The organism is Streptomyces sp. AM25, from assembly GCF_058146165.1.
On record NZ_JBKIWN010000013.1, the window covers coordinates 98,958 to 123,958 of the forward strand.

Consider the following 25,001-nt stretch of genomic DNA (forward strand, 5'->3'; position numbering starts at 1 on the left):
GGGGGCTAGGACCGTACCGTCACGGTCGGCCCGGGCAACAGGTGGGCGAGGGCGGCCAGTTCCGTCCGGCCCGCGACCTGGAGCTTGCGGTAGGCGCGGGTGAGGTGCTTCTCCACCGCCCGTGAACTGACGTCCAGCTGCTCGGCGATGTCCTTGTTGGAGGTGCCGTGGGCGGCGAGCCCGGCGACCCGGCGTTCGGCGGGGGTGAGGGCCTCGACGGCCAGCGAGGTCTGGCCGGAGGCCATGGTGTGCAGTTCGCGGCGCGCCCGTTCCACGATCCACGGGGCACCGCAGGCGAGGGCCTGGTCGCGGGCCTGGCGCAGCCGCACCTCGGCCTCGGCGGGCCGCCCCGCCCCCTGCAGCCGCCGCCCGAGGAGCAGCGCGGTGCGGGCCCGTTCCATGGCGTTGGCGGACCGCTCCAGGGTGGCGGCGGACTCGCGCAGCAGCTCGATGCCGCGCTCCCCCTCGGTGACCGCGCCCTTGACCCGCTGGGCGCGGCCGATGGCGGCGGGGGTGCCCCAGGCCACGGCGCGCTCGTACTCCTCGTCGACGAGGTCGTGCGCGCGGTCCTGCTGGCCCAGCCGGTAGTGCAGCCCTGCGGCCCACGAACGCCAGGGGAAGACGGCGGGGTTGCACCAGTCGGCGCGCTCCGCCGAGCGGCCCCAGTCGAGGAAGTACTCCAGGGCCGTGGGCAGGTCGCCGCGGGCGGCCGCGTTGGAGCCGCGGATGAGCTGGAGCGAGGAGGGCCGGTAGCCGTGCCCGTCGCCGTCGCGGCGGTGGGAGAGCAGCCGCCGGGTCAGCTCGGCGTCCCGGGTCTGCAGGGCGACCAGCACGACGGCGGTCATGGCCTGGAGCGTCGCCCAGTCCGCGATGCCCAGGTCGAGGGCCTCCTCGGCGCGGGTACGGGCCTCCTCCAGGCGGCCCTGGGCGAGCAGGACGTGGGCGAGTTCGAGGGAGATCGTGGCGTGCGGGACGGTGGCGTTCTCCCTGCGGGCGCGTTCGCGTGCGGTCTCCAGCCAGGGGGCGACGGCCTCGACGGAGTCGGCGGCGACGAGCACGTGGGCGAGCAGCGGCAGGGCGGTGTGGACGTGGCCCGGTGCGGCGGGCTCGTACTGCAGGACGCGGTTGGCCAGCGGGGCGACCTCGGCCGCGGTCATGCGCTGCGTCAGGGTGGCGCCGTGCAGCAGCACGGTGACGAGCTCCCGCTCGGCCGCGGTGTCCAGGCGGGGCACCGGGCCCAGGCTGCGCAACCGGTCGGCGCACAGGACCAGTTCCTCGGGCCCGGCCACGGCCACGTGGCGGGCCCTGGCCTCCATGCGCAGGGACATCTGCCGCTCGGTGCCGCGCAGGGTGTCCGGGTCGCCCAGTTCCGTGGCCAGTTTGACGACCGCGTCGACGACCGGCGGGGGGCAGCCGCCGAGCAGCGAGGGCGGTATCCGGGCGGCCGCCAGGGCGCGTTGGGCGGTGGTGGGCAGCAGCAGGAGGGCCTGCGAGAGGTGCCGCATGGCGGCCTGCGGGTCGAAGGCGCGCTCCACGGCGGCCAGTTCGACCAGGAGGGTCGCGCGGTCGGGCCCGGCGGGCGCGCTGCCCAGCAGGGCGCGGCGCAGATAGCGGGCCGCGTCCCGGGGCGCGCCGCGGCGTACGGCGGTCGTGGCGGCGGCCCGGAGCACCTCGACGGCCCAGGTGTCGTGGCAGGAGGTGGCGGCGAGGAGCTGGGTGGCGGCCAGTTCGGCGGGGTGGCCGCCGCTGTGCAGGAGCAGGGCGGCGTAGACGTGGATGTCCTCCTGTTCCGCGGGGGTCATCGACTCCTCGACGGCGTCGTGCACGGCCCGGTGGGCGAAGCGCAGTCCGGGCCCGTCGGCCAGCAGCCCGAGCCGGCGCAGCCCCCGGGCCGCCTCCTCGCGGCCGGTGCCGTCGAGTCCGGCGAGGCGGCCGGCCAGCTCGGGGTCGGCGGCCTCGTCCAGGACCGCGAGGGCCTTGGCGAGTTCGCGCACGGGCGCGGGCTGGGAGCGCAGGGCGACGGCGAGCCGTTCGCGCAAGGAGGCCAGGCCGGGCTCACGCACGGTGTGCACGCGGGCGGCCACGGGTTGGCCGGTGCCGGCGAGGGCGGCCAGGGTGGCGGTGAGGAACATCGGGTTGCCGCCGGTGGCCTCGTGGCAGGCCGTCACGTAGGCGGGGTCGCCGACGCGTCCGAAGCGGTCGGCGACGAGGGCCGCGGTGCTCTCCGGGGACAGCGGGCCCGGGCGCACGACGTGTGCGGCGCGGTCGGTGATGTCGTACACGCGCGGCTCGTCGGCGCCGGGGTCGCCCTCGCGCACGGTGGCTGCCACGGCGACGTGCAGGCCGCCCAGCCGCTTGGCCAGCCGGCCGAGCCAGCGCAGCGAGGGCGCGTCGGCCCACTGGAGGTCGTCGACGAGCATCAGCAGGGGGGTGCGCGCGCTGTGCTCGGCGACCAGGGAGAGGAGTTCGCCGTGCAGCTCGGGGCTGGAGGGGTCGCCGGGCGGGTCGGCGGGCATGCCGGGCAGCAGCGGGTCGAGGAGCTGGCTCACCACGCCGAGCGGGAAGTCCCGTTCGAGCAGGGCGCCGCTGGCGGTGAGGACCTGCATCCCGCGCCGCTCGGCGGGCGCGGGCAGGGCGCGCAGCAGCGCGGTCTTGCCGTTGCCGACGCCGCCGGTGAAGACGACGAGGGATCCGGCACCCCGCTCCGCTCCCTCCATCGCGGCGGTGATCAGGCCGAGTTCGTGCTGCCGGTCGAACAGCGGGGTGGTCATGGAGTCTCCGTAGATAGGGGGGTGGCCAGCGCGGTGGCCAGTTGCGGGCGCCCCCGGATGCCCAGTTTGCGGTAGGCCTTGGTCAGGTGGAGTTCGACGGTGCGCAGGGTGACCTGCAGTTCGGCGGCGATGGCGCGGTTGGCCTTGCCGTCCGCGGCCAGGACGGCCACCCGCCGTTCGGCGTCGGTGAGTCCGTGCGACGGTCCCGGTGCGCGCGCCGCGGGCGGTTCCGCGGGGGCCGGGCGGGGGGCCGTGGTTCCGCTGCCGAGCAGGGAGTCGATGGTGCGGTGGCCGGAGAAGGGTGCGGTGCCCAGGGCGAGGAGTGCCTGCCGGTACTGCCAGCTGGCCGGTGCCCCGGCGTCCGGGTGCGGGTGGTGCAGCCGGCCGCCGGTGATGGTGCCGAGCAGGGACTCGGTGACGATGCCGGGGGCGCCCCAGGCGAGGGCGAGGCGGCGTTCCTCGGCGAGCAGCCCGGCGGCCACCGGACCGTCCGGCACCGGGCCCTGGGCCAGGGCGGCGGCCGAACGCCAGGGCAGCAGCGCCGGGTTGGCGACGTGGCGGGCGAGCAGCAGCCGCCCGCACTCCAGCAGGTCGGCCAGCGCCTGCTCGCGCTGCCCGCCCGCCAGGCGCACCCGGCCGCGGGAGTAGAGCAGGTAGGCCCAGGCCAGGCCGCCCTCGGCGCCGGCCGGCCGGGCCAGGGCGAGGATCCGTCCGGCCGCGCCCCGGTCGCCGCGCTCCAGGTACAGCAGGGCCTTGAGGGCGATGAGGCCCGGGGTCATCAGCGGGTGCCAGCAGTGCGGGGGCATGACCTCCTGGGCCCGGTTCAGGGCGACGGTGGCCGCCTCGGGCCGCCCCCGGCGCAGTTCGGCGAGGCCCGCGACGAGCAGCGCGAGCCCGGCGACCGCTCGGGAGTCGGTGTGCTCGGCGTGCACCAGCACCCTGTCGAGGGCGGCGCGGGCCTCGGCGAAGTCGCCGCTGAGCACGAGCGCGTGGCAGGCGGCCACCTGGAGGGTGATCGGGACGACCGGCCGGGCCTCGGGTCCGAGGGCGGCGCGGGCCAGGTGCCGGGTGCGGGCGACGTCGCGCCCGAGCAGGGCGGTGCGCCAGGCGGCCGCGGCCGCTTCGGCGGGCTGCCCGGGCAGGTCGGGGAGTTCGTCGACCGGGGGCCGGTCCAGTTCGTGGACGGCTTCCGGCTGGCTCTGTTCGGCGAGCCAGTACAGCGCGCGCAGTGCGGCGCGGTCGGCCGAGCCCGGCTCCGTCCGGCCGATGCACTGGGCGATCAGCGGCTGTGCGGCGACCACGTCGCCGCGGGCCACGAGGAGTTCGGCGGCCCGCACCCAGGACGGCCCGGCGCCGGCGTCGGCGGGGACGAGCAGGGCCTGGCGCAGGTGCCGGTCGGCGGCCTCGGGTTCGGAGGGCAGGACGGCCGCGCTCAGGTCGGTCAGCAGCCGCACGCGCAGCGGCGGGGGCATCGGTTCGCGCAGGGCGCGTTGGAGCAGCCTGGCTGCGGCGGTCCCCTTGCCGGCGAGGCGGCAGCGGGCGGCCTCGCGGCGCAGGACGTCCACCGCCCAGGCGGCGCCGAGCACGCGCGCGCCCAGCAGCATCCGTGCCACGCCGCTGTCGGGGACGGCTCCCCGGTGCGCCCAGTCGGCGGCGCGGGCGTGGAGTTCCTCGCGCCGCTCGGTGCTGAGCCGGGCCAGCACGGCCTCGGCCGCCTTGGGTTCGCGGAAGGCGGGGCGGGGGCCGGGGGTGAGCAGGCCGGTGCCGGAGAGCAGGGTGAGGGCGCGGGCGGCCCCGGTGGTGCGGGGCTCGGCGAGGGAGGCGATCATACCGGTGCTGCAGTCCTCCCCGGCCACGGCGACGACGCGCAGGACGTCCAGGAGTTCCTCGGGGAGCACGGCGAGGGTGCGCAGCGTGCGTTCGCGGACGGCCTCGGCGGCGCTGTCGGTCAGGTGGGGCAGGTGGTCGACCCACGGGTGCCAGCCGTGCCGGCCGAACCGGCGGACGACCGAGCGCAGTACGGCGGGGTTGCCCCCGACGGCCCGGGCCGCCGCCTCGCGGAAGCCGGGGTCCACCGCCGTGCCCCAGGCCCGTGCCAGGACCTCGCCGACGGCGCCCTGGTCGAGCGGGCCGAGGGCGAGGGTGTGCCGGGCGACGGCGTCTCCGTCGGTCAGCGGGCAGGGTTCGATGTGGTCGTCCGGGCCCGGGGGCAGGGCGTCGCTGCGGGCGGTGAGCAGCATCAGGGGGGTGCCGGCGAGCCGGCGGGCCAGGGCCTGGAGCGCGCGCAGCGAGGGGGTGTCGGCCCACTGGACGTCGTCGACGACGACGAGCAGGGGCTGTTCGCGGGCGGCGGCGAGCAACGCCGGGTACAGTCCGGCCGGTTGGCGACCGGTGCCGAGGGCGGCGTGCAATTGCTCGGCGACGCCGTGGGGCAGGTCCGTCTCCTCGCGGCAGGCCTGGGCCGCGACGGTGCGCACGCCGGCCCGCTCGGCGAGGACGGCCGCGCGGTCGAGCAGGGCGCTGCGGCCGATGCCGGGCGGGCCCTGCACGTCGGCAAGAGCGGGCCGGCCCTGCTGCAGGGCCGACAGCAGGGAGTGCAGCAGGGCTTCTTCGTCCCGGCGTCCGGGAAGCGGTGACGTTCCGTCCGGGGCGTTGCCCGGTGGTGCCGTTGTCGTGCGTCTCATGGCCCCCCGTCGGGTCAGTGGCCCGGAACGGCGAGGCCGAGGCCGCCGGGCAGGTCGGCGCGGCCGCGGACGGCCAGCTTGCGGTAGACGTTGGTGAGGTGCATCTCCACGGTACGGGTGGTGATGAACAGCGCCTCCGCGATCTTCTTGTTGCTGACCCCGCCCTGGGCGAGGGCGGCGACGCGGCGCTCGCTCTCGGTGAGGGAGTCGAGCGGGCTGGCGGCGAGCTGCGGCATCCGGCCGCCGGCGGTGACCAGCAGTTCGCGGGCGAGCGCGGCGAGGACGTGGTAGCCGCAGCGGGTGGCCAGTTCGATGGCGCGGCGCAGGTGGCGGCGGGCCCCGCGGGCGTCGTCGTGGCCCAGCAGCTCGCGGCCCAGCAGGTATTCGGCCTTGGCGAGCTCCAGGCGGGCCGGGGAGGCGGCGAGGGCGTCGACGCCCTCGGCGAGCAGCTGCAGCCGGGCCCGGCCGCGGGCCACGGTGGCGGCGGCGAGCAGGCCGAGGCCGAGGGCGCGCGGGGTGCCCCAGCGCTGTGCCCGCACCTGGGCCTGCTCGGCGACGGCGGCGGCCTCCGCGGAGCGGCCGAGCCGGACGAGGGTGTCGGTGGCGGGCAGCCACCAGGGGGCGAGCACGGGGTTGGCCACCCCGGCCTCGTCCAGGCTGTGCCCGCAGCGCTGCCAGGCGTCCAGGGCACCGTCCAGGTCGCCGAGTTCGCGCAGCACCCGGCCCCGGGCGTAGAGGTACTGGTGCCACTCCCAGATGCGCGCCTCCAGGTTGCCGCCGGCGCGGGCGATCCGGTCGAGGACGGTGCGGGCCCGCTCGGCCTCGCCCTGGGAGAGCAGGGCGTTGCCCAGGGCGATGTGGGACAGGGGCACGGCACCGGTCATCCCGGTCTGTTCGGCGAGGGCGACGGCGGCCTGTGCGTCGTGCAGCGCGCCGGTGACGTCGCCGGTGCCGTGCAGGGTGACGGAGCGGATGGCCAGGGCCGCGACCTGCATCCACGGCGCGTAGCACGCCTGGCCGTTGGACAGCGAGCGCTCCAGGCCGGCCTGGGCCTCGTCGACGGCGTCGGTCAGGGAGAGGACGAGGGAGGAGCCCAGCACCCACCAGCCGGCGGGGGCCGCCTCCTCGACCCGCAGGGCCCGCCGGGCGAGGGCGGTCACCTGGTCGGCGGGGCGGCCGTCCAGCGCGGCGAACGTGCTCAGGGCGGAGAGCAGTTGGCGTTCGCCGGGGCTGTCCCCCTGGGGCACGGGCCAGGCGGCGGCCCGTTCGCGGACCACGGACATCGCGGTCCTGTCGTTGGCGGCGGTCACCAGCAGGGCGGAGGCGACGGTGGTGTGCAGCTCGCGGTCGGCGGGTGCGGGGTCGGCGCCGAGTTCGCCGGTGAGGCCGTCGAGGACGTGGCCGAGGGCGCGGACGGCGTCGGGGGCGCAGCGGGTGCCGAGGGCCGCCATGCCGTACTCCACGGCGATGGGCGCCTGTTCGCGGGGGCCGGCGGCGGAGGCGAGGGCCTGGCGCAGGTGCCACAGGGCGGTGGCGGGGGCCGTCGGGACGGAGGCCCGGGCCAGTTCGACGTGGACGTCCTTGCGTTCGGCGGCCGTCAGCCGGGACTCCAGGGCGCGGCGCAGGCAGCGGACGGCGGCCCGGGTCGCGGCCCGGCTGGGGGACTCGGCGATGGCGTCGCGGAGCACGGCGAGCATCCAGGGCTCGTCGAGCCGGTCCAGGAGCACGAGTTGGTCGGCGACCTCGGCGGCGGGGCGTCCGGCGTCGCTGAGGACGCGGGCGGCGCGCACGCGCAGTTGCTGGAGCGTGGGCGTGGCGATGCCGGCGAGGATGGCCTCGCGGATGGCGTCGCGCATCTCGGCGGGGGCGCCGGGGAGGACGGCCTCGGCCCGGCGCAGGTCGCCGAGGGCGGACCCGACGCGGGTGCCGGTCACGCCGCAGAGCGCGCCGAGCAGGTCGGTCTCGCCGCGGCCGAGGACGGCCAGGGCGATCGCCACCCGGCGTACGTGGCGCGGCTGTCCGGCGAGGAAGTCCGGGATCATCGAGGCGAGGATCCTCTCGTACACCGCTCCGAGCCGGCGCAGTCCGGCGGTGTCGGGGCGGACTCCGGCGCCGCGCAGCCCGGCGAGCAGCCGGCCGAGCACGAGCGGGTTGCCGCCGCTGACCTCCGTGCAGCGCCGGACGAAGAGGTCGTCGACGGGACCGCCGAGGGTACGGTCGATCATGCGGACGGTCTCGGTCCGGTCCAGCGGGCCGAGTTCGAGCAGCGCGCAGCGGTCGTGGGCGAGGAGTTCGGCGAGGACGGGCGTGCCGGGACCCTCGCAGTCGGTGCGCTGGGAGAGCAGGACGAACAGGGGGCGGCCGACGGCCCGGCGCAGGACGAAGTCGAGGGAGCGCAGGGAGGTTTCGTCGCACCACTGGGCGTCGTCGACGACGAGGGCCAGCGGGCCGGTGGACAGCAGGCCGAGGAGGTGCCGGTGGAGGCGGCGCCGGTCGGCGTGCGGGTCGGCGGGGACGGGGTCGGAGGCCGAGTGCGGGGCGAGAAGCACGTCGACGGCGCGGCGGGGTGCCGTGCCGTCGTTCTCGTCGGGGCGTCCGCCGAAGCGCCGTACGGTCACCCCCTCGGCCGGAAGGCGTTCGGCGACGGCGGACAGCAGGCTGGTTCTGCCGATTCCGGCCGGGCCGCGGACGAGGACGGCGCGGGCGGCGCCCGCCCGGGCCCGGGCGGCCTGCCGCAGCAGGGTGTTCAGTTCGGTGGAGCGGCCTACGGGGATCCGGGGGGAGAGCTGTTCGCTCCCGCATGCTGTCTCGAGGGTGACCGCCACAGTGTTTCCTCTTTCATGAAGCCACACGCGACCTCTGGCGCCTGGTCGTATGGGAAGATGCCGGATTGTCCGGTGACGTTCCGCAAGTGGGTCTCGAAAGAGCCGACTTGCACGACCAAGATCCGAAACGACGGTAACAGGGGAACTCGTGACCACCCACCACGTTTGAGCCAGAATAAAGGCGGCGCATGGCCGAAGTCGATCGCCTCACTTCCGTTTGCGCCCAGGATGTGACCCGCCTGCGTCGTGTCCATACGTGATCATGACGTGACGGATTGAGCCCGAAAATGCTCGTGTCCGGCGTACCCGATATCCGCCGGACATATGACTCGGGTACGCTGCGTCGTTCTGCCCGTCCGGCCGGGTACGACCCCGCCGCCGAAAGCGCCGTCACCGAAACACCGGAGCGACCCGTGCAGCTTCACCTGGACCCCGCCGCCCTCCGTCCGGACCTCTCCCCCGCCGTGCCCTGGCCCGACACCCCGGCCACGCCCGCCGAAGGGGCCCTGGACCTCTGGCTGCTGCACGCCCCCGACGCCTGGCTGCTCTCCGCGGACCTCGACCGCTCCCCGCTCGACGCGGGCGAACGCCAACGGGCCGAGGCATTCGTCCACGACCTCGACCGCGCCAAGTACGTGGCCGCGCACCTCATGCTGCGCCGGGTGCTGGGCGCCTACCTGGGCATCGCGCCCGGCGAGGTGGAGTTCACCCGCGAACCGTGCCCGTGCTGCGGCAAACCGCACGGCCGGCCCGCCGTACAGGCCGCCGGGGCACCGCACTTCTCGATGTCCCACGGCGGCAACCTCGTACTCGTCGGCGTGGCCGCCGCCCCGGTGGGCGTCGACACCGAGCAGCTCGCCGCCGCGCACACCGTCGAGCAGGTCTCCCAGGCGCTCCACCCCGCCGAGCACCGCGAGGTCATGGCCGCGCCCGCGGTGCGCCGCCCCGCGGTCTTCACCCGGCTCTGGGTGCGCAAGGAGGCCTACCTCAAGGGCCTGGGCACCGGCCTCGGCCGCTCCCCCGACCTCGACTACCTGGGCAACGGCGGCCCCGGCACGCCCTCCTGGCCCGCGGGCTGGACCGTCGTCGACGTCCCGGTCGGCGCGGGCCACGCGGCCGCCGCCGTACGCGGCCCGCTCACCAGCCGTTACGAGGTGAAGCGGCTCGACCCCGAGGGGCTGCGCGTCACTTCCTGACGGCCTTCAGCCGACGTGCGTGAGCTGCACCAGCGTGATGGTGTCGGCGCCGATGAGGATGACGCCCGCCACCCGGCCGCGGGCGATGATCCGCATGATGCCGTCGTCGACGCCGTACGGCGCGGAGTGGGCGGCGGGATCGATCAGGGCGTCGAGGAGGCACACGGCGAGGTCGCGGCGCGGCTCGTCGGGCAGCCCCTTGTAGGAGTGGTGGAGCGTCGGGTCCATGCGGAGCCGGTAGGTCACGCGGCACCCCGGCTGTTGCGGTCGGCGGCGGAGTGCAGTTCGTCCGGCGTGACGTCGATGAGACCCGCCGTATAGGCGGCGGGTGGCCGGCCGTTCTCGTGGACGAGCTCCCGGAGTTGTTCCAGCCGGGGCCGTTCGGCCTCGAAGGCCTCGACGAAGGCGACCCACCGTTCGAGGACGGCGCCGATCTCGCGCACGTCGGTGAAGGACACCTCGCGCATGAAGGTGGCCCGCAACTCGGGGTGCGGCAGGGCGTGGCCGATCCTGTCGATCGTCCACGGCTGGCCGGCGGTCATCGGTCCTCCTGACGTCGGCGGTTCGTCGGTGACACCGTAACGGACGGTGCACCGGGCACGGCACGGCCGCCGCGCCCGCGTGGGGGTGGGGCGCAGCGGCCGGCCGGGGTACTGCTCCGAGTGCTACTTCGTGACGCGCAGCAGCTTGTTGGGCGTGCCCGCACCCGGGTTGGAGATCTTGTCCGGGGTGGCGGCCGCGACCAGTGCCGACTGTACCTGTGCCGGGGTGGCGTCCTTGTGCTCGGCGAGGTAGACCGCGGCGGCGCCCGTCACGTGCGGGGTGGCCATGGACGTACCGGAGATGGTCTTGGAGCCGGAGTCGCTGTCGTTCCAGTCGGACGTGATGTCCGTGCCGGGGGCGTACAGCTTGACGACGCTGCCGAAGTTGGAGAAGTCGGACTGCTGGTCGTCCTTGGTGCTGGAGGCGACCGTGATGGCCTCCTTGACCCGGGCGGGAGAGCTGTTGCCCGCGTCGGTGGACTCGTTGCCCGCCGCCACGGCGAAGGTGACACCCGAGGCGATGGCCTTGGAGACTGCCGCGTCGAGGGCCTCGTCCGCGCCGCCGCCGAGGCTCATGTTGGCCACCGAGGGGCCCTTGTGGTTCTTGGTGACCCAGTCGATGCCGGCGACGACCTGCTCGGTGGAGCCGGAGCCCTGGGCGTCCAGCACCCGGACCGCCACGATCTTCGCCTTCTTGGCCACGCCGTACTGGGTCCCGGCGATGGTGCCCGCGACGTGCGTGCCGTGGCCGTTGCCGTCGTCCGCGTTGTCGTTGTTGTCGATGGCGTTGAAGCCGTAGGAGGCGCGCCCGCCGAAGTCCTTGTGGCTGATGCGCACGCCGGTGTCGATGACGTAGGCGGTGACACCGTCACCCGCGCTGTCCGGGTAGGTGTACTTGCCGTCGCCCTTGGTCTCGGTCTGGTCGATCCGGTCCAGACCCCAGGACGGGGGGTTCTCCTGGGTGGCCTTGATGGTGAAGCGGTGGTTCTGGACCACCTTCGCGACGGCCGGGTCGGCGGCGAGCCGCTTGGCGGCGGTCCGGTCCAGCCCACTGGCGGAGAAGCCGTGGATCGCCGAGGCGTAGGTGCGGTTGACCTTGCCGCCGTACCGCTCGGCGAGGTTCTTGCTCTCCTTGCCGGTGGCCTGGGCGGCAGCCATGCCCTTGCCGTCCTTCAGCATGACGATGTAGCTGCCGTCGATGGCGCCCTGGGCTTCCGTCCCGTAGACGGTGCCCTCCTTGGGCGTCGATGCACCGGCGGGCAGGACCAGCAGCGTGGCTCCTGCCGTTGCGGCGGTCGCGGTGGCTATCGCCAGAACGAGACGTCGCTTCCCGGTGCGTTTGTGGGTTGCCATAACGAGGGTTCCTCCTCGTGCGGTTGCGTGGGGGATTGCGCGGTGCACGCGCAACAACACCCGGAACAGCGGATGATCCGCGTCCGGGTGCCCACGACCCTGTCAGGCTTGACACGCTCAGATCAAACCTTCACGAGGAGGTGTGAGATAGGCAACGTCATTGCGTAACTACAAATCCCTTTGAACGACGGCATTTTGGAAACGTGCCGCATTCAACTGCCGGGAGAGCACAGCCCCTTAACGGATCGGCACACCGGAAACCGCCCGAGCGATGACGAGCCGCTGGATCTCGCTCGTCCCCTCAAATACCGTGTAAATGGCGGCATCCCGGTGCATCCGCTCCACGGGGTATTCGCGGGTGTAGCCGTTCCCGCCCAGGATCTGCATCGCCTGTGCCGTGACGGACTTCGCCGTCTCCCCCGCGAACAGCTTGGACATCGAGCCCTCGGCCGCCGTGAAGGGCCTGCCCGCGGTCGCCATCCAGGACGCGCGCCAGACGAGCAGCCGGGCGGCGTCGATCCGCGTACGCATGTCGGCGAGTTGGAAGGCGACGCCCTGGTTGTCGATGATCGGGCGGCCGAACTGCACCCGCGTCTGCGCGTAGTCCAGGGCCACTTCGTACGCGGCCCGGGCGATGCCGACCGCTTGTGCGCCCACGGCGGGGCGGGAGGCCTCGAACGTGGCCATGGCCGCGTTCTTCACGCGCTCGCCGCCGCTTGCGCCGGCACGTTCGCGAGCGCGCGCCAGGCGCTCGTCCAGCTTCTCCTTGCCGCCGAGCAGACAGCTGCCGGGCACGCGGACGTCCCGCAGGACGACCTCGGCCGTGTGGGAGGCGCGGATGCCGTGCTTCTTGAACTTCTGCCCCTGGGAGAGCCCGGCCGTGCCCGGCGGCACGATGAACGAGGCGTGGCCGCGCGGGCCGAGCTCCGGGTCGACGACGGCGACGACCACGTGCACGTTGGCGATGCCGCCGTTCGTGGCCCAGGTCTTGACCCCGTTGAGCACCCACTCGTCCTTGGCTGCGTCGTACACGGCGCGGGTGCGCATCGCCGCGACGTCCGAACCGGCGTCGGGCTCGGACGAACAGAAGGCGGCCACCTTCACGTCGTCGGCGTCGCCGTACATCTGCGGTATCCAGGTGCCGATCTGCTCGTCGGTGCCGTTGGAGAGGACGCCGACCGCCGCCAGGGCGGTGCCGGTGATCGCCAGGCCCAGGCCCGCGTCGCCCCAGAAGAGCTCCTCCAAAGTCATCGGGATACCCAGGCCCGTGGGGTCGAAGAACTGCTGGGCGTAGAAGTCGAGCGAGTAGAGACCGATCTTGGCGGCCTCCTGCACGACGGGCCAGGGGAACTCCTCCCGCTCGTCCCACTCGGCAGCAGCCGGCCGCATCACGTCGGCGGCGAAGCCGTGAATCCAGTCCCGGACGGCTTTCTGATCGTCGTTCAGCTCCAGGGCGAACTCGGCCATGTCCCCTCCCAGCCATCGTTACCATCGGTAACGCGAGTATGTTACCCGTCGGTAGGAGGCGTCAAGAGGCCGCTGCCTCCGCCCGCCCCTCGAATCCGTTGCGTGGAGCGGGTGTTACGTTGCGCAGGCGTCATGCACCACCACGGGGCGTGACGCCATGAACCACAGGGGCGGGGAGGCACGTCATATGGAGACCAGCCAGCGGGACGATCAACAGCGGGCGGCGGAACAGCGGCGCAAGGAGCTGCTGGAGGCCGCGGACCGGGTGGTGCTGAGGGACGGGCCGGGGGCGTCGATGAACGCCATCGCGGCCGAGGCGGGGATCACCAAGCCGATCCTCTACCGGCACTTCGGCGACAAGGGCGGGCTCTACCGGGCGCTCGCCGCACGGCACACCGAGGCACTGCTGGACGGGCTGCGCGCGGCGCTCGACGCGCCCGTCGGCCGGCGCGAGCGGGTCGAGTCGACGCTCGACACGTATCTCGCGGCCATCGAGGCGCGGCCCCAGGTGTACCGCTTCCTGATGCATCCCGCGGAGGAGGAGTCACTCTCGGAGCAGGGCTTCGACGTGGGGAAGCACTCCGCGCCGCTGCTGCGGCGGCTCGGCGAGGAACTGGCCGAGGTGATAGCGGAACGGGTCGACCTGGGCCCGGACGGCGGGGAGCTGGCGCGGGCCTGGGGACACGGGATCGTGGGCATGATGCACGCCGCGGGCGACTGGTGGCTCCGCGAGCGCCCGTTCCCTCGCGGGAGGCTGGTCCGCCACCTCGCCGACCTTCTCTGGGGTCGCCTGGCCATGGCCGGAGACCTCGCGGGGGGCCCGGGCTTCTGACGGTCGGCCCCTCCCGGCGCCGGGTGACCGCGCCCCGTCAGGGGCGCGGGGAACTGCGCGAGCAACCAGAGACGGCCTGCACCCGTACGACGACGGGTGCACCCCTGACGGGGCCGGGGCGCCACACTACGGAGCCGTGCGCAGCAGCTCCGTACACCCTGCCCACGAAGCCCGGCGCGCAGCGCGAAGCGTGCGCCACCGGCGCATCCCCGAGAGCCGGTCGACGTAGAGCCCGCCGTCGAGGTGGTCGCACTCGTGCTGCAGGCACCGGGCGAAGAACCCGGTGCCGCGCACGCGCACCGGCGCACCCTCCAGGGTGACCCCCTCGACGACGGCCTCGTCGAAGCGCTCGGTCCCCGCTTCGAGGCCCGGCAGCGAAAGACACCCCTCGGGCCCGCGCAGCGAAACGCCGCCGGTCTCGACCAGCCGCGGGTTCACCACGTGGCCGACGTGCCGCACGTCCTCGTCGTCGGGGCAGTCGTAGACGAAGACCCGCAGCCCCACCCCGACCTGGTTGGCGGCGAGCCCGACCCCGTTCGCCGCGTACATCGTGGCGAACATGTCCTCGACAAGACGGGCCAGCTCCGGGCCGAACTCGGTGACCTCGGCACAGGGGGCGGCCAGAACCCGGTCCCCGAGGAGCCTCATGGGTCTGACTTGTCCGGAACTGCCGGGTATCGAGCCTCTGCACATGGGCTCAAGAGTACGTTCCTGCAGGCGGCCGGTTCGGGCCCCCGCCGGGATCTCGATAGGCTGATCCCCGACCGAGGCCTCCTGGCCGGCGATTCGGCACGGGGGGAGCGTTCCACCGGCGGACCAGGATCGGGCCCGGCGCCGATGCAAGGAGGATCTAGGACGATGGCAGGCAACACGGGGCCGCTGTCGCCGCGGGCCAAGCTGGCCGTGACGGCGGGCAAGGCTGCTGCGGCGGTGTCTCGGGCCGCGGGGCGCGGCAGCGGATCGGTGATCGGCGGCAAGGTCGCGCTCAAGCTCGACCCCGACCTGCTGGCCCGGCTGGCGACCCACCTGGACGTGGTCCTGGTGTCCGCCACCAACGGCAAGACCACCACGACCCGGCTGATCGCCGAGGCGCTGCGGGCCAGCGGACCGGTGGTGTCCAACGCCCTGGGCGCCAACATGCCGGCGGGCATCACCTCCGCCCTGGCCGGCGGCTCGGACGCGCGCTACGGCGTGATCGAGGTGGACGAGAAGTACCTGGCGGGCGTCGCGCGGGACGTGAATCCCAAGGCCATAGCGCTGCTGAATCTCTCGCGCGACCAGCTCGACCGCGCCGCGGAGACCCGCATGCTGGCCGAGAAGTGGCGCGAGGGCCTGACCGGCTGCAAGGCCGTGATCATCGCCAACGCGGACGACCCGCTGATCGTGTGGGCCGCCTCCTCCTCGCCGAACGTGGTGTGGGTGGCGGTCGGCCAGGAGTGGAAGGACGACGCCTGGTCCTGCCCGTCGTGCGGCGGCGTGATGCAGCGCCCCGGCGACGACTGGTTCTGCGGCGAGTGCGGCTTCCGCCGGCCCACCCCGAGCTGGGCGCTGTCCGGCGACTACGTGCTCGACCCGCACGGCTCGGCGTGGCCGATCCACCTGCAGCTGCCGGGCCGGGCCAACAAGGCCAACGCCACCACCTCGGCCGCCGTGGCCGCGACCTTCGGCGTGCCGCCGCAGGTGGCGCTGGAGCGGATGTACCAGGTGCAGGCGGTGGCCGGCCGGTACGACACCGTGAGCTTCCTGGGCCGCGACGTCCGGCTGCTGCTGGCGAAGAACCCGGCCGGCTGGCTGGAGACCTTCTCCCTGATCGACGGGCCCCCCGCCCCGGTGATCCTCTCGGTGAACGCCCGCGGCGCGGACGGCACCGACACCTCCTGGCTGTGGGACGTCGACTACACCCGGCTCGCCGGGCACCCGATCTTCGTCATCGGCGACCGCAAGCTCGACCTGGCGGTGCGCCTGGAGGTCGCCGGCGTGGACTTCCGGGTCTGCGAGACCGTGGACGAGGCCGTGCAGTCGGCGCCGCCCGGCCGGATCGAGCTGATCGCCAACTACACGGCGTTCCAGGACGTCCGCCGCCGCGTCGGCAACTGAAGACCCAGCACGGAAGGATTGTGAGCATGAGCCAGAACAGTCTGCGCGTGGTCTGGGTCTACCCCGACCTGCTCAGCACCTACGGCGACCAGGGCAACACCCTGGTCCTGGAGCGGCGGGCGCAGCAGCGCCGGCTGGACGTCCAGCGCCTGGACGTCCGTTCCGACCAGCAGATCCCCACCTCGGGCGACATCTACCTGATCGGCGGCGGCGAGGACCGCCCGCAGCGGCTGGCCGCCGAGCGGCTGCGCCGCGACGGCGGCCTCAACCGGGCCGTGGCCAACGGCGCGATCGTCTTCTCGGTCTGCGCCGGCTACCAGATCCTGGGCCACGAGTTCGTCAACGACCTGGGCCGGCGCGAGCAGGGCCTGGGGCTGCTGGACGTGATCAGCACCCGCGGCGAGGGCGAGCGCTGCGTCGGCGACGTGCTCGCCGACATCGACCCGCAGCTGGGCCTGCCCCCGCTGACCGGGTTCGAGAACCACCAGGGCGTCACCCACCTGGGCCCGGCGGCCCGCCCGTTCGCCCGGGTGCGCTTCGGCAAGGGCAACGGCACGGGCGACGGCACCGAGGGCGCGTTCAACGACACGGTCTTCGGTACGTACATGCACGGCCCGGTCATGGCCCGCAACCCGCACATCGCGGACCTGCTGATCAAGCTGGCGCTGGACGTCAACGCCCTGCCGCCGGTGGACGACCGCTGGTACGAGGCGCTGCGCAACGAGCGGATCGCGGCGGCGACACAGCCCGCATGACGGACGGTCGCGGTCCCCGCCACCCCTTCTGAATTAGGGTGGCGGGGATCCAACCGGACGACGGGGTCCGGTCTCCGGCCCTGTTGTGAAGGTTCCCTGTCATGCGCATCGGTGTACTCACCTCCGGCGGCGACTGCCCCGGACTCAACGCCGTCATCAGGTCCGTCGTGCACCGTGCGGTCGTCGACCACGGTGACGAGGTCGTCGGCTTCCGCGACGGCTGGCGGGGCCTGCTCGAAGGCGACCACCGGCCGCTCGGCCTGGAGGACGTGGCCGGCATCCTGGCCACGGGCGGCACGGTCCTGGGCTCGTCGCGGGTGCAGCCCGCGCAGCTGCGGGACGGCGTCGAGCGCGCCAAGGAGCACGTCGCCGCCCTCGGCATCGACGCCGTGATCCCGATCGGCGGCGAGGGCACCCTGAAGGCGGCCCGGCTGCTGTCGGACGCGGGGCTGCCCGTCGTCGGCGTGCCCAAGACGATAGACAACGACATCACCTCGACCGATGTGACCTTCGGCTTCGACACCGCGGTCGGGGTGGCCACCGACGCCCTGGACCGGCTCAAGACCACGGCCGAGTCGCACCAGCGCGTCCTCATCGTCGAGGTGATGGGCCGTCATACGGGCTGGATCGCCCTCAACTCCGGGATGGCCGCGGGCGCTCACGCCATCGTCGTGCCCGAGCGGCCCTTCGACATCGAGGAGTTGACCGAGGTGGTGGGCAAGCGCTTCGCCGACGGCAAGCGCTTCGCGATCGTCGTGGTGGCCGAGGGCGCGAAGCCGCGCGAGGGCACGATGGCGTTCGAGACCGGCGGCACGGACGTCTACGGGCACGAGCGGTTCGCCGGTGTGGCACGGCAGTTGGCCGTCGAGCTGGAGCAGCGGCTCGGCAAGGAGGCCCGCCCGGTCATCCTCGGGCACGTGCAGCGCGGCGGCACGCCCAGCGCCTACGACAGGGTGCTGGCCACCCGCTTCGGCTGGCACGCGGTGGAGGCCGTGCACCGCAAGGAGTTCGGCATGATGACGGCGCTGCGCGGCAACGACATCACGCTGGTGCCGTTGGCCGATGCGGTCGAGCAGTTGAAGACCGTTCCGGAGGACCGATACTCCGAGGTCGAGTGCGTGCTGTGAGCCGACCCCGCGGCTGATCACCCGCGAGTGCGCCTCTACTCTGGTCCAGGCGCATTGGTCCGAATTGGGAGAGAGTGGATGGATCACAGCGGGCATCACGGCATGATGATGATGGACATGCCGCCGTTCACGCTGGGACGGGGCCTGGAGTTCAGCGGCGACCCGTTCTTCATGATCGGCAGCCTGCTGGGGCTGGGGCTCTACGGCTGGGCCGTGGTGCGGCTGCGGCGGCGCGGCGACAAGTGGCCCGTGGGCCGGACGGTCGCGTGGGTCCTGGGCGTGCTGTCGGTGGCCCTGGTGATGTGCACCAAGCTCAACGACTACGGCATGGTCATGTTTAGCGTGCACATGGTGCAGCACATGGTCATCAGCATGCTCTCCCCCATCCTGCTGCTGCTGGGCGCGCCGGTGACGCTGACGCTGCGCGCGCTGCCCGCGGGGGGCCGCGGCCGCAAGGGCCCGCGCGAGTGGCTGGTCGCCCTGCTGCACAGCCGCTACATGCGCGTCATCACGCACGCGGCGTTCACGATCCCGATGTTCATCGCGAGCCTCTACGCGCTGTACTTCACCCCGCTCTTCGACTTCCTCATGGAGACGAGGACCGGCCACATCGCGATGATGGTCCACTTCCTCGCCGTGGGCCTGGTGTTCTTCTGGCCGATCATGGGCGTCGACCCGGGCCCGCACCGGCCGGGCTACGTGATGCGGATGCTGGAGCTGTTCGCGGGCATGCCGTTCCATGCGTTCTTCGGCATCGCGCTGATGATGGCGAGCGAGCCCATGATCGGCACGTACATGCACCCGCCGGCCTCGCTGGGCATCGACCCCCTGTCCGACCAGACGGCGGCGGGCGGCATCGCCTGGGCGTTCAGCGAGATCCCCTCGGTCGTGGTGCTGATCGCGCTGGTCTACCAGTGGTACCGCTCCGAGCAGCGGCAGGCGAAGCGGATCGACCGCAACGCGGCCCGGGACGGCGACAAGGAACTGGCGGCCTACAACGCCTACCTGGCCTCGCTCCGGGCGCGCGAGCAGCAGTAGACGGCCACCGGCCTATGGCGGACGGACCGCGGCGGGGAGACCATGGACTCCTTGCCGCGGTCCGCGCATGTGTACGCCTGCTGTACGGCTGTGAGGGGCCGCAGTCGAGGAGGTGCGGGATGCCCGGATCGACCAAGGCGATGGCGGGGCTGACGGTGGGCGCGCTGATCGCGGTGACCGCCTACTCCGTCGCGCTCGGCAGCAACGGCTGGCTGTGGTTCACGTGGGTGGTGCTGGGGCTGGCGACGGCGGGGGCCGCGGTGGCGCGCAGAACGTGACCCCGCCGGGGGTCAGAAGCGGAAGACGGGCCCCGTGGCGGCGTCCAGCGCACACGCGTTGCCGAACGCCTTCCGCCAGTGGACGTCCTGCCCGTGCCACTCCCCCTGCGCGGTGGCGATCACCGGGTCGTCCTCGAGGGTGCACGCGTGCGGGTCGCCGCGCAGCGCGTCCGGCCGTCCGCCGGCCGCGATCAGGTCCCGGCAGGCCTCGGCCCCGTGCGGGTGCTGTCCGTGCGCCCCGGGGCAGCCGAGCCGGACGCCGCGGATCCAGCTGTGCTCGGCACCGGAGACGGTCAGCAGGAGCCGCCCCTCCTCCTGCTCGTCGGCCGACGCCGGGACGAGCGGCAGGGCGAGCAGGGCGGTGGCGGTCGCCGCAGCGGCCGCGGCGGAGCATACGGACATGGACGGGCCTCCCGGGCACGGGTTACGGGTACGGGGCGGTGTGGGGTCGCGGGCCAGGCCACCGCGCGCGGGCGCGCCGCGGCAAGCGGCCGCACCGCCCGCGTCGCCCGTCCGGCGGGACCCGGCCACTCGGTTGGCGGCGGCCGCGTGACCTGCGGAAAAGCCGTCGCGGCGGAGGGGCGGCGGGCCGTACGCTCGGTGTCTTCGGCACGGCCTGGAGGGGGAACCGACGGATGAGTGCACGGCTGCGCGAGATGGCGGAGGCGACGGAGCGGATCGTCGCCGCGGGCGGCTGGACCGCACCGGACGGCCGAAGGACGGACATCGCGCAGGCGGTGGCCCGGGCCCGGCGCGGGACACGGCTGTACGGGCCGGAGCCGGTCGCCGTACCGGCGTGGGAACCGGTGGCCGGCGCGACGAGGTTCGAGGTGACGGCGGAGGGCAGCCTGGACGCGGCCCGGCGGCTGGCCGCGGCCGGCCCGGTGGCGGTCCTCGATTTCGCCTCGGCCCGCAATCCGGGCGGCGGCTATCTCAACGGCGCGCAGGCACAGGAGGAGGCGTTGTGCCGGGGCTCGGCCCTCTACACCTGCCTGCGCGAGGCCCCCGACTTCTACGCGGCCCACCGGGCGGACGCGAGCCCCTTCTACAGCGACCGCGTGATCCACTCCCCTGCCGTCCCGGTGTTCCGGGACGACCGCGGCACGCTCCTCGACGCCCCCTTCGAGGCGGGCTTCCTCATCTCCCCGGCCCCCAACGCGGGCGTGATCGCCCAGCGCACGCCGGACGAGAGCGCCCGCGTCCCGGGCGTCCTGGTCTCCCGCGCGGAACGCGTCCTGGAGGTGGCGGCTGCACATCACTACCGCCAACTGGTGCTCGGCGCCTGGGGATGCGGGGTCTTCCGCAACGAACCGGCCGACGTGGCAAGGGCATTCGCCACGCACCTGACGGGCGGGGGCCGCTTCGCGGACTGCTTCGGACGGGTCGTCTTCGCCGTCCTGGACCGGCGGACGGACTCGCCGGTGCGAGGGGCGTTCGCCCGGCAGTTCCCGTTGTCAGAAGGCTGACGGCTCGCTCGCGGTCCACTCGACGGCCGGGGGCAGCACCCGGCCGCACAGCGGATGCCCCTCGGCGTCGGTGAGGGCGAGCCGGCCCACCAGCGCACCGCGCCGCCGCGCCTCGGCGAGCACCTCGGGCGGCACGTCGGCGAGCATCAGCTTGGCGCGCCGGAACATCCTGGGCGTCTCCTCCTGCGGCTGCCTCCCGGTCCACGAGAGGTAGACGAAGCGTCCGCCGAGCCGGTTCTGCACGTACGGGCCGCGCAGTTCACCGTCGGCGGTGAAGGTGCAGGGAAGCGTCCACGTCGCCGCCGGTGCGTCGCCGGGCTGCGGGTCGAGCAGTTCGGCGGGCCGGTCCCTGCGCTGGACCGCGACCTCGATCCCGCCCGCCCCGGGGAAACCGGGCCCGGGCCCGCAGTGCCGGCCGGGCAAGGTGTGGGCTTCGATGCGCAGTTGCATACTGCCAGTATGGGCGAGCCGGTCCGCCCCGTGCGGCCACGGGGCGGACCGGCGCCGTTCACCGGCCTAGATGTTGGTCCAGGAACAGCTCCACGAACAGCTCCACGAGCAGCTCGACGGACAGTCGACGGTGTCCTCGAACTCCTCCTCGGACGGAAGCATCTGCAGCACGTTCACGTCGTTCGCCATGTCTGGTCACCTCCTCTCGGGATGCGTCGGGTCCCTCCACGTCCGGCGGGGCGGGCCGGGCGTGGAGCGGCCGGGTGTCACCGGGCGCCGGGCGTCACGGTGAAGACATCGGGCAGCCAGAGGCGGGGGCCGCCGTCCCGCAGGCGGAGCAGGAAGGCCAGCACTCCGGCGAGCCCCGTGTTGTAGTCGGCGGAGACGGCCACGCCGGTCTCGTCCGGGACGAGGATGCGGCCGTCGTGCACGGCGTGGCGGGCGTGCATGCTCACGGCGAGTTCCTCGGCCCAGCTGCGGTACGTGTCCTGTCCCGTCGCCTCGGCGAGGTCGAGCAGGAACTCGCCGTCTCCCGCCAGTCCGTGGCACTGCGAGGTGCCGGCGTGCCGGCGGGAGTGGTGAACGGCGACGGCCGCCTGGTGGCAGGCTTCGAGCAGTCCGTCGTCCGGGGTCTCCTGCCAGAGACGGATCAGGAAGGTGCCGATCCCCGACGACCCGCTGCACCAGTGCGTCTTGGGGGACCGGCCGGCGGGACCCTCCGGCCAGTAGGCGGCGCCGTCCTCCAACCGGGCCGTCGCGAGCAGGGTTTCCCCCGCTTCGGCGGCCATGGCGAGGTGGCCGCTGTCGTGGGCGGCCCTGCCGGCGGCGAGCAGGAACGCCCCGGCCCCGGCGACCCCGTGGGCGAAACCGTAGTGGACGAGGCCGGCCAGGCGGGACGCCCAGCCGCGGGAAACCGGCCAGTACGAGAGGTTCTCCTGGCGCTCGCGCGCCGCCGCGACCGCGTCGGCGGCCTCCCGGGCCCGGTTCAGGAAGCGGTCGCTGCCCGTGTCCTCCCAGAAGCGGAGCTGGGTCATGCCCGCCCCGGCCGCGCCGTGGCAGATGTCGGGGTTGGGCCAGCGCAGCGGTACGCGCTCGGCGAGCTCCTGTGCCCGGGCGACCAGTTCCTCGTCACCGAGGGCCCGGCCGGCTGCGAGCAGCGCCCATGCCGTGCCGGAACGTCCGAAGTGGAGTCCGGGCAGTGCGCGGGGTTCGCGGTCCACCGTGCGCCCGATCCAGTGGGCTGCGGAGAGGACGGCCTCCCGCAGCGCGGGGTCCGGAGCGGACTCGTACGCGCGGGTCAGTACGCCCAGGACGCCCGCGGCCCCGTGCTTGACGTTGCACGGGTCGGTCGTGGCGCCGAACGGCGAGGGCGGCCAGAGGCGTTGGGGCGCGGCCGGGTCCATCGTGGCGAGGAGGTGGTCCAGCGCGTCGCCGATCATCTGCTTCAGCTCCGCGTCGCCCGGCCGGCCGGGGCTCCGGGGCGCCGCCGTGCGCGAAGGTGTGCCGCCGCGGAGGAGGCCTCGCACGGCGCCGGGTCCGGGGCGTTGGGCGGGGTCGTCGTGCATCAGGGCGACGATGGCGGGGGCGAGGCGGTGTGCAGCGGGATTGCCGGCGCACAAGGTGCCGAGCCACTCCTGGATCCGCCGGTGCAGGGGGCGTACGACGGGCTGGTCGGGCGGCAGTTGGGGATCGACGCCGGTGGCGGCGTAGAAGAGAGTGGCGCCCAGGCTGAAGTAGTCGGCCGCGGGCTCGGGGGCCGTACCGAAGCGCGGGGAGCCGGTCTGCTCCGGGGCGGCGTAGCCCGGCGTGTACACGCGGGTGACCGGGTCGCCCGGGCGGGCGAGGTGTTCCAGGTCGATGAGGCGGAGTTCCTCGTCCGGCAGCACCATGACGTTACCGGGGTTGAAGTCCCGTAACACGAGGCCGTGGCCGTGAATGCACTCCACGAGTTCCAGCAATTGCCAGGCGATCCGTTCCACGACGTCGTCCGGCGGGCCCCAAGTGTCGTCGTCGTGCGCGATGTTCTCGGTCACCCATCTGCGCAGCGTGACGCCCGGCAGTTCCTCCTGGACGAGGAAGAGCTCGTTCTGCTGCTCGAAGAGGGCGACCGCCCGTGGGGCGATGCCCGTCGGTTCCAGCAGGTCGAGCATCGCCGCTTCACGCCGCCGCGCATCCCGCACGTCCTGGCCGTTCAGGGTGGCGCCGGTGTGCGGGCGGGCCTGCTTGACGACGACGGGGAGGCCGGTGTCGTCGTCCGTCGCTCGGTACACCCCGCCCGTGAACGCGTGCCGGATCACCTCCCGTACGGTGTACCGGCCGTCGAGCCGGACGGCTCCGGCAACCGTGCCGCCGGGCGCGGCGGACGGTGAGGCGAACGGATCGCGGGGCGCCCAGCGCGGCGGGGAGAACCAGGCATTGCGCTCGTCCCGGGCCGGTGTTCCGTCCGGGGCCATCAGCATGGCCTCGTAGGAGCCGTCGTTGCCCAGTACGGGAACCCCGTCGTGGACCCCGAAACGGTAGTGCACCAGGCTGCCGGGCCGGTACGGACGGTCGGAGAGAACACCGGGCCCGGGCAGCCCCAGGGTCACCCGGTGCAATTCTTCCGCCAGTTCCCGGAGGTGAGCCTCGTCCCCCTCCGGATAGGCGGTGATGAACTTTCCGCCGCTGCCCCGGCCGTATCCCCGCGAGACCAGTTCGGCCACCCGCGCCAGGGTTCCGGCGAACTTGAACGGGCAGCGGTACTCGACGAGGACGTCCGCGGCCCGCGCGAGCACGATCGGCGCGGACAACGGGGTCGCGGAAAGGTGCAGTTTCCAGCCCTGGATCCTGGGCGGCCTGTCGCACGGCGCGACGCGGCACCAGAAGTCCCCCCGGGTGACGTGCCATTCCACTGCACCGTGCCGGGTGAGGGCCGCCCGGACGCACCCGGAAAGCAGCGAGGCCTCGCCCGGGAATTCGCGATCGTCGTAGGTCATGAGCACACCCATTTCCGGAAATCCATGCCCGTTCGCCTTCACCGGCAGCTCGTGCGACTCCTCAACATAGCCATCACAGGCGCCCGTCGGCCCGACTCTTCCGGCACCGCATGCATGGACCACGGAGAAGCGGCCAGAGGAATGATCGACTTCATTTCCGGGAATTTCACGCGCATTTCATCGCGCGCGTGCGATCTCTGCTGGCCAGTCGATTCCGCATACGGACCGACGGGCTTCGGTAGACCGGATTCCGCCGAACATCCGGTGGTCAACCTGACGTAAAAGAGCTGCCCGGCCCGGCCCGTGCTGTTGCCGCCGCTTCGGAACCTGTGCAAGCCTGAACACAAGGAGCGGTCGACCGCCTGCTGAAGTTCTCTTTCCGGCTTCAGGAGAGGCGAATGCCATGACATCCTCCCCGCACACACCCGGCGAACACCACGGCACGGAGCCGGAGGGCTTCGGGCCCGGCGGTCCGCTGGAAGCGTTGGCCCGTGCCGGCTGGCAGATTCTGCTGAGCGCCGGTGTGGTGTCCGTCGCCCTCGGCGTCATCGTCCTGGCCTGGCCGAAGGCCAGTCTCACCGTGGTCGGTGTCCTCTTCGGCATCTATCTGCTGGCCGTCGGAGCCTTCCAGCTGGCGGGAGCCTTCGGGCAGCACGTCCCCGGGCATCTGCGCGCCCTGGGCTTCATCAGCGGCGGTCTGTGCGTCCTGCTCGGCCTGGTGGCCCTGCGCGGTCCGGCGCAGTCGATCCTGCTGCTCGCCCTCTGGATCGGGTTCGGCTGGCTGCTCCGGGGCGTCATGCTGACGGGAGTGGCCCTGTCCACCGCGGCCCTGCCCGCCCGGGGCTGGCAGCTGTTCCTGGGCGTCCTCAGCGTCCTGGCCGGGATCGTGATGGTGAGCGCCCCGTTCCACTCGATCGCCGTGCTCACCCTGGTCACCGGCATCCTGCTGGTCGCCCTCGGGCTGATCGAAGTGATCCACGGCATCCAGCTCCGCACCCGCCTGGGCCGCACCTCACGGCCGGCCACGTCGGGCACCACGCGCGGCCACCGCTGGCACGTACGGCCTCAGCACTGAGGAGGCGTCCGGAAGGGGCGCGGGGAACTGCGCGACCAAGCCACGACGAGCCCGCAGCCGACGCACGGCC

General features: G+C 73.6%; 21 protein-coding genes. 9 read left to right on the forward strand and 12 right to left on the reverse strand.

The features are described from left to right. Nucleotides 1-5: 5 nt before the first annotated feature. Genes ACLHRZ_RS18730 through ACLHRZ_RS18740 form a run of 3 tightly spaced genes read right to left on the reverse strand, consistent with a single transcriptional unit; the run spans nt 6 to nt 8,280 of the window. Nucleotides 6-2,771 carry an ATP-binding protein gene (locus ACLHRZ_RS18730; protein WP_490419608.1) on the reverse strand — a complete coding sequence of 922 codons (2,766 nt, stop codon included), beginning with the start codon at nt 2,769-2,771 and terminating at the stop codon, nt 6-8. Then, complete coding sequence (locus ACLHRZ_RS18735; protein ID WP_490419609.1) at nt 2,768-5,455, reverse strand: AAA family ATPase; 2,688 nt, start codon at nt 5,453-5,455, stop codon at nt 2,768-2,770. The genes ACLHRZ_RS18730 and ACLHRZ_RS18735 overlap by 4 nt, the downstream gene beginning before the upstream one ends. Before the next feature lie 14 nt (nt 5,456-5,469). After that, nucleotides 5,470-8,280, reverse strand: a complete 2,811-nt coding sequence (locus ACLHRZ_RS18740; protein ID WP_490419610.1) for a helix-turn-helix transcriptional regulator — start codon at nt 8,278-8,280, stop codon at nt 5,470-5,472. Between the two features lie 413 nt (nt 8,281-8,693). On the opposite strand from ACLHRZ_RS18740, the gene ACLHRZ_RS18745 reads away from it, so the two are divergent. Further along, a complete protein-coding gene (locus ACLHRZ_RS18745) occupies nt 8,694-9,476 on the forward strand; it encodes a 4'-phosphopantetheinyl transferase family protein (protein ID WP_490419611.1) in 783 nt (260 codons plus the stop codon). Nucleotides 9,477-9,482: 6 nt separating this feature from the next. Here ACLHRZ_RS18745 and ACLHRZ_RS18750 read toward each other — a convergent pair whose 3' ends face one another. From ACLHRZ_RS18750 to ACLHRZ_RS18765, 4 genes are all read right to left on the reverse strand, one after another. Then, entirely contained in the window at nt 9,483-9,722 is a 240-nt protein-coding gene (locus tag ACLHRZ_RS18750; RefSeq protein WP_490419612.1) for a hypothetical protein, read from the reverse strand. Continuing rightward, nucleotides 9,719-10,018 (reverse strand): globin family protein, encoded by a 300-nt coding sequence (locus ACLHRZ_RS18755; protein ID WP_490419613.1) that lies wholly within the window; start codon nt 10,016-10,018, stop codon nt 9,719-9,721. The genes ACLHRZ_RS18750 and ACLHRZ_RS18755 overlap by 4 nt, the downstream gene beginning before the upstream one ends. A 123-nt stretch (nt 10,019-10,141) precedes the next feature. Next, nucleotides 10,142-11,371, reverse strand: a complete 1,230-nt coding sequence (locus ACLHRZ_RS18760) for a S8 family peptidase (RefSeq protein WP_490419614.1) — start codon at nt 11,369-11,371, stop codon at nt 10,142-10,144. 237 nt (nt 11,372-11,608) lie between these two features. Beyond that, nucleotides 11,609-12,838: an acyl-CoA dehydrogenase family protein gene (locus ACLHRZ_RS18765; protein WP_490419615.1), complete on the reverse strand. Its 1,230-nt coding sequence runs from the start codon at nt 12,836-12,838 to the stop codon at nt 11,609-11,611. A 187-nt stretch (nt 12,839-13,025) separates the two neighbouring features. Here ACLHRZ_RS18765 and ACLHRZ_RS18770 point away from each other — a divergent pair, with 187 nt between their 5' ends. Next, nucleotides 13,026-13,670 carry a TetR/AcrR family transcriptional regulator gene (locus tag ACLHRZ_RS18770; RefSeq protein WP_490419616.1) on the forward strand — a complete coding sequence of 215 codons (645 nt, stop codon included), beginning with the start codon at nt 13,026-13,028 and terminating at the stop codon, nt 13,668-13,670. A 126-nt stretch (nt 13,671-13,796) separates the two neighbouring features. Here the strand turns inward: ACLHRZ_RS18770 and def are convergent, their stop codons facing one another. Next, entirely contained in the window at nt 13,797-14,363 is a 567-nt protein-coding gene (def, locus tag ACLHRZ_RS18775; RefSeq protein ID WP_490419617.1) for a peptide deformylase, read from the reverse strand. A 165-nt stretch (nt 14,364-14,528) separates the two neighbouring features. Here def and ACLHRZ_RS18780 point away from each other — a divergent pair, with 165 nt between their 5' ends. The 5 genes from ACLHRZ_RS18780 to ACLHRZ_RS18800 all read left to right on the forward strand — a co-directional run bounded on the left by ACLHRZ_RS18780 (nt 14,529) and on the right by ACLHRZ_RS18800 (nt 18,965). Continuing rightward, nucleotides 14,529-15,767: a DUF1727 domain-containing protein gene (locus ACLHRZ_RS18780; protein WP_490419618.1), complete on the forward strand. Its 1,239-nt coding sequence runs from the start codon at nt 14,529-14,531 to the stop codon at nt 15,765-15,767. A 26-nt stretch (nt 15,768-15,793) separates the two neighbouring features. Further along, on the forward strand, nt 15,794-16,522 hold the full coding sequence (locus tag ACLHRZ_RS18785) for a type 1 glutamine amidotransferase (RefSeq protein ID WP_490419619.1): 729 nt from the start codon (nt 15,794-15,796) through the stop codon (nt 16,520-16,522). 101 nt (nt 16,523-16,623) lie between these two features. After that, nucleotides 16,624-17,649: a 6-phosphofructokinase gene (locus ACLHRZ_RS18790; protein ID WP_490419620.1), complete on the forward strand. Its 1,026-nt coding sequence runs from the start codon at nt 16,624-16,626 to the stop codon at nt 17,647-17,649. A 78-nt stretch (nt 17,650-17,727) separates the two neighbouring features. Continuing rightward, nucleotides 17,728-18,687 (forward strand): cytochrome c oxidase assembly protein, encoded by a 960-nt coding sequence (locus ACLHRZ_RS18795; protein WP_490419621.1) that lies wholly within the window; start codon nt 17,728-17,730, stop codon nt 18,685-18,687. Between the two features lie 119 nt (nt 18,688-18,806). Then, nucleotides 18,807-18,965: a hypothetical protein gene (locus tag ACLHRZ_RS18800; protein ID WP_490419622.1), complete on the forward strand. Its 159-nt coding sequence runs from the start codon at nt 18,807-18,809 to the stop codon at nt 18,963-18,965. 12 nt (nt 18,966-18,977) lie between these two features. Here ACLHRZ_RS18800 and ACLHRZ_RS18805 read toward each other — a convergent pair whose 3' ends face one another. Further along, nucleotides 18,978-19,367, reverse strand: a complete 390-nt coding sequence (locus tag ACLHRZ_RS18805; RefSeq protein WP_490419623.1) for an SSI family serine proteinase inhibitor — start codon at nt 19,365-19,367, stop codon at nt 18,978-18,980. A gap of 233 nt (nt 19,368-19,600) precedes the next feature. Here ACLHRZ_RS18805 and ACLHRZ_RS18810 point away from each other — a divergent pair, with 233 nt between their 5' ends. Further along, complete coding sequence (locus tag ACLHRZ_RS18810) at nt 19,601-20,431, forward strand: TIGR02452 family protein (RefSeq protein WP_490419624.1); 831 nt, start codon at nt 19,601-19,603, stop codon at nt 20,429-20,431. Here ACLHRZ_RS18810 and ACLHRZ_RS18815 read toward each other — a convergent pair. The 3 genes from ACLHRZ_RS18815 to lanL form a co-directional block, all read right to left on the reverse strand. Then, the gene (locus ACLHRZ_RS18815) at nt 20,420-20,881 is read right to left on the reverse strand and encodes a DUF5990 family protein (RefSeq protein ID WP_490419625.1); all 462 of its coding nucleotides are present in this window, start codon (nt 20,879-20,881) and stop codon (nt 20,420-20,422) included. The two genes, ACLHRZ_RS18810 and ACLHRZ_RS18815, sit on opposite strands and share 12 nt — an antisense overlap. 66 nt (nt 20,882-20,947) lie before the next feature. Then, complete coding sequence (locus ACLHRZ_RS18820) at nt 20,948-21,070, reverse strand: ALQxL family class IV lanthipeptide (RefSeq protein WP_490419626.1); 123 nt, start codon at nt 21,068-21,070, stop codon at nt 20,948-20,950. A 77-nt stretch (nt 21,071-21,147) separates the two neighbouring features. Then, complete coding sequence (lanL, locus tag ACLHRZ_RS18825; protein ID WP_490419627.1) at nt 21,148-23,856, reverse strand: class IV lanthionine synthetase LanL; 2,709 nt, start codon at nt 23,854-23,856, stop codon at nt 21,148-21,150. 403 nt (nt 23,857-24,259) lie between these two features. Between lanL and ACLHRZ_RS18830 the strand changes: the two genes are divergently transcribed. Beyond that, nucleotides 24,260-24,931: an HdeD family acid-resistance protein gene (locus tag ACLHRZ_RS18830; RefSeq protein ID WP_490419628.1), complete on the forward strand. Its 672-nt coding sequence runs from the start codon at nt 24,260-24,262 to the stop codon at nt 24,929-24,931. Nucleotides 24,932-25,001 lie beyond the last annotated feature (70 nt).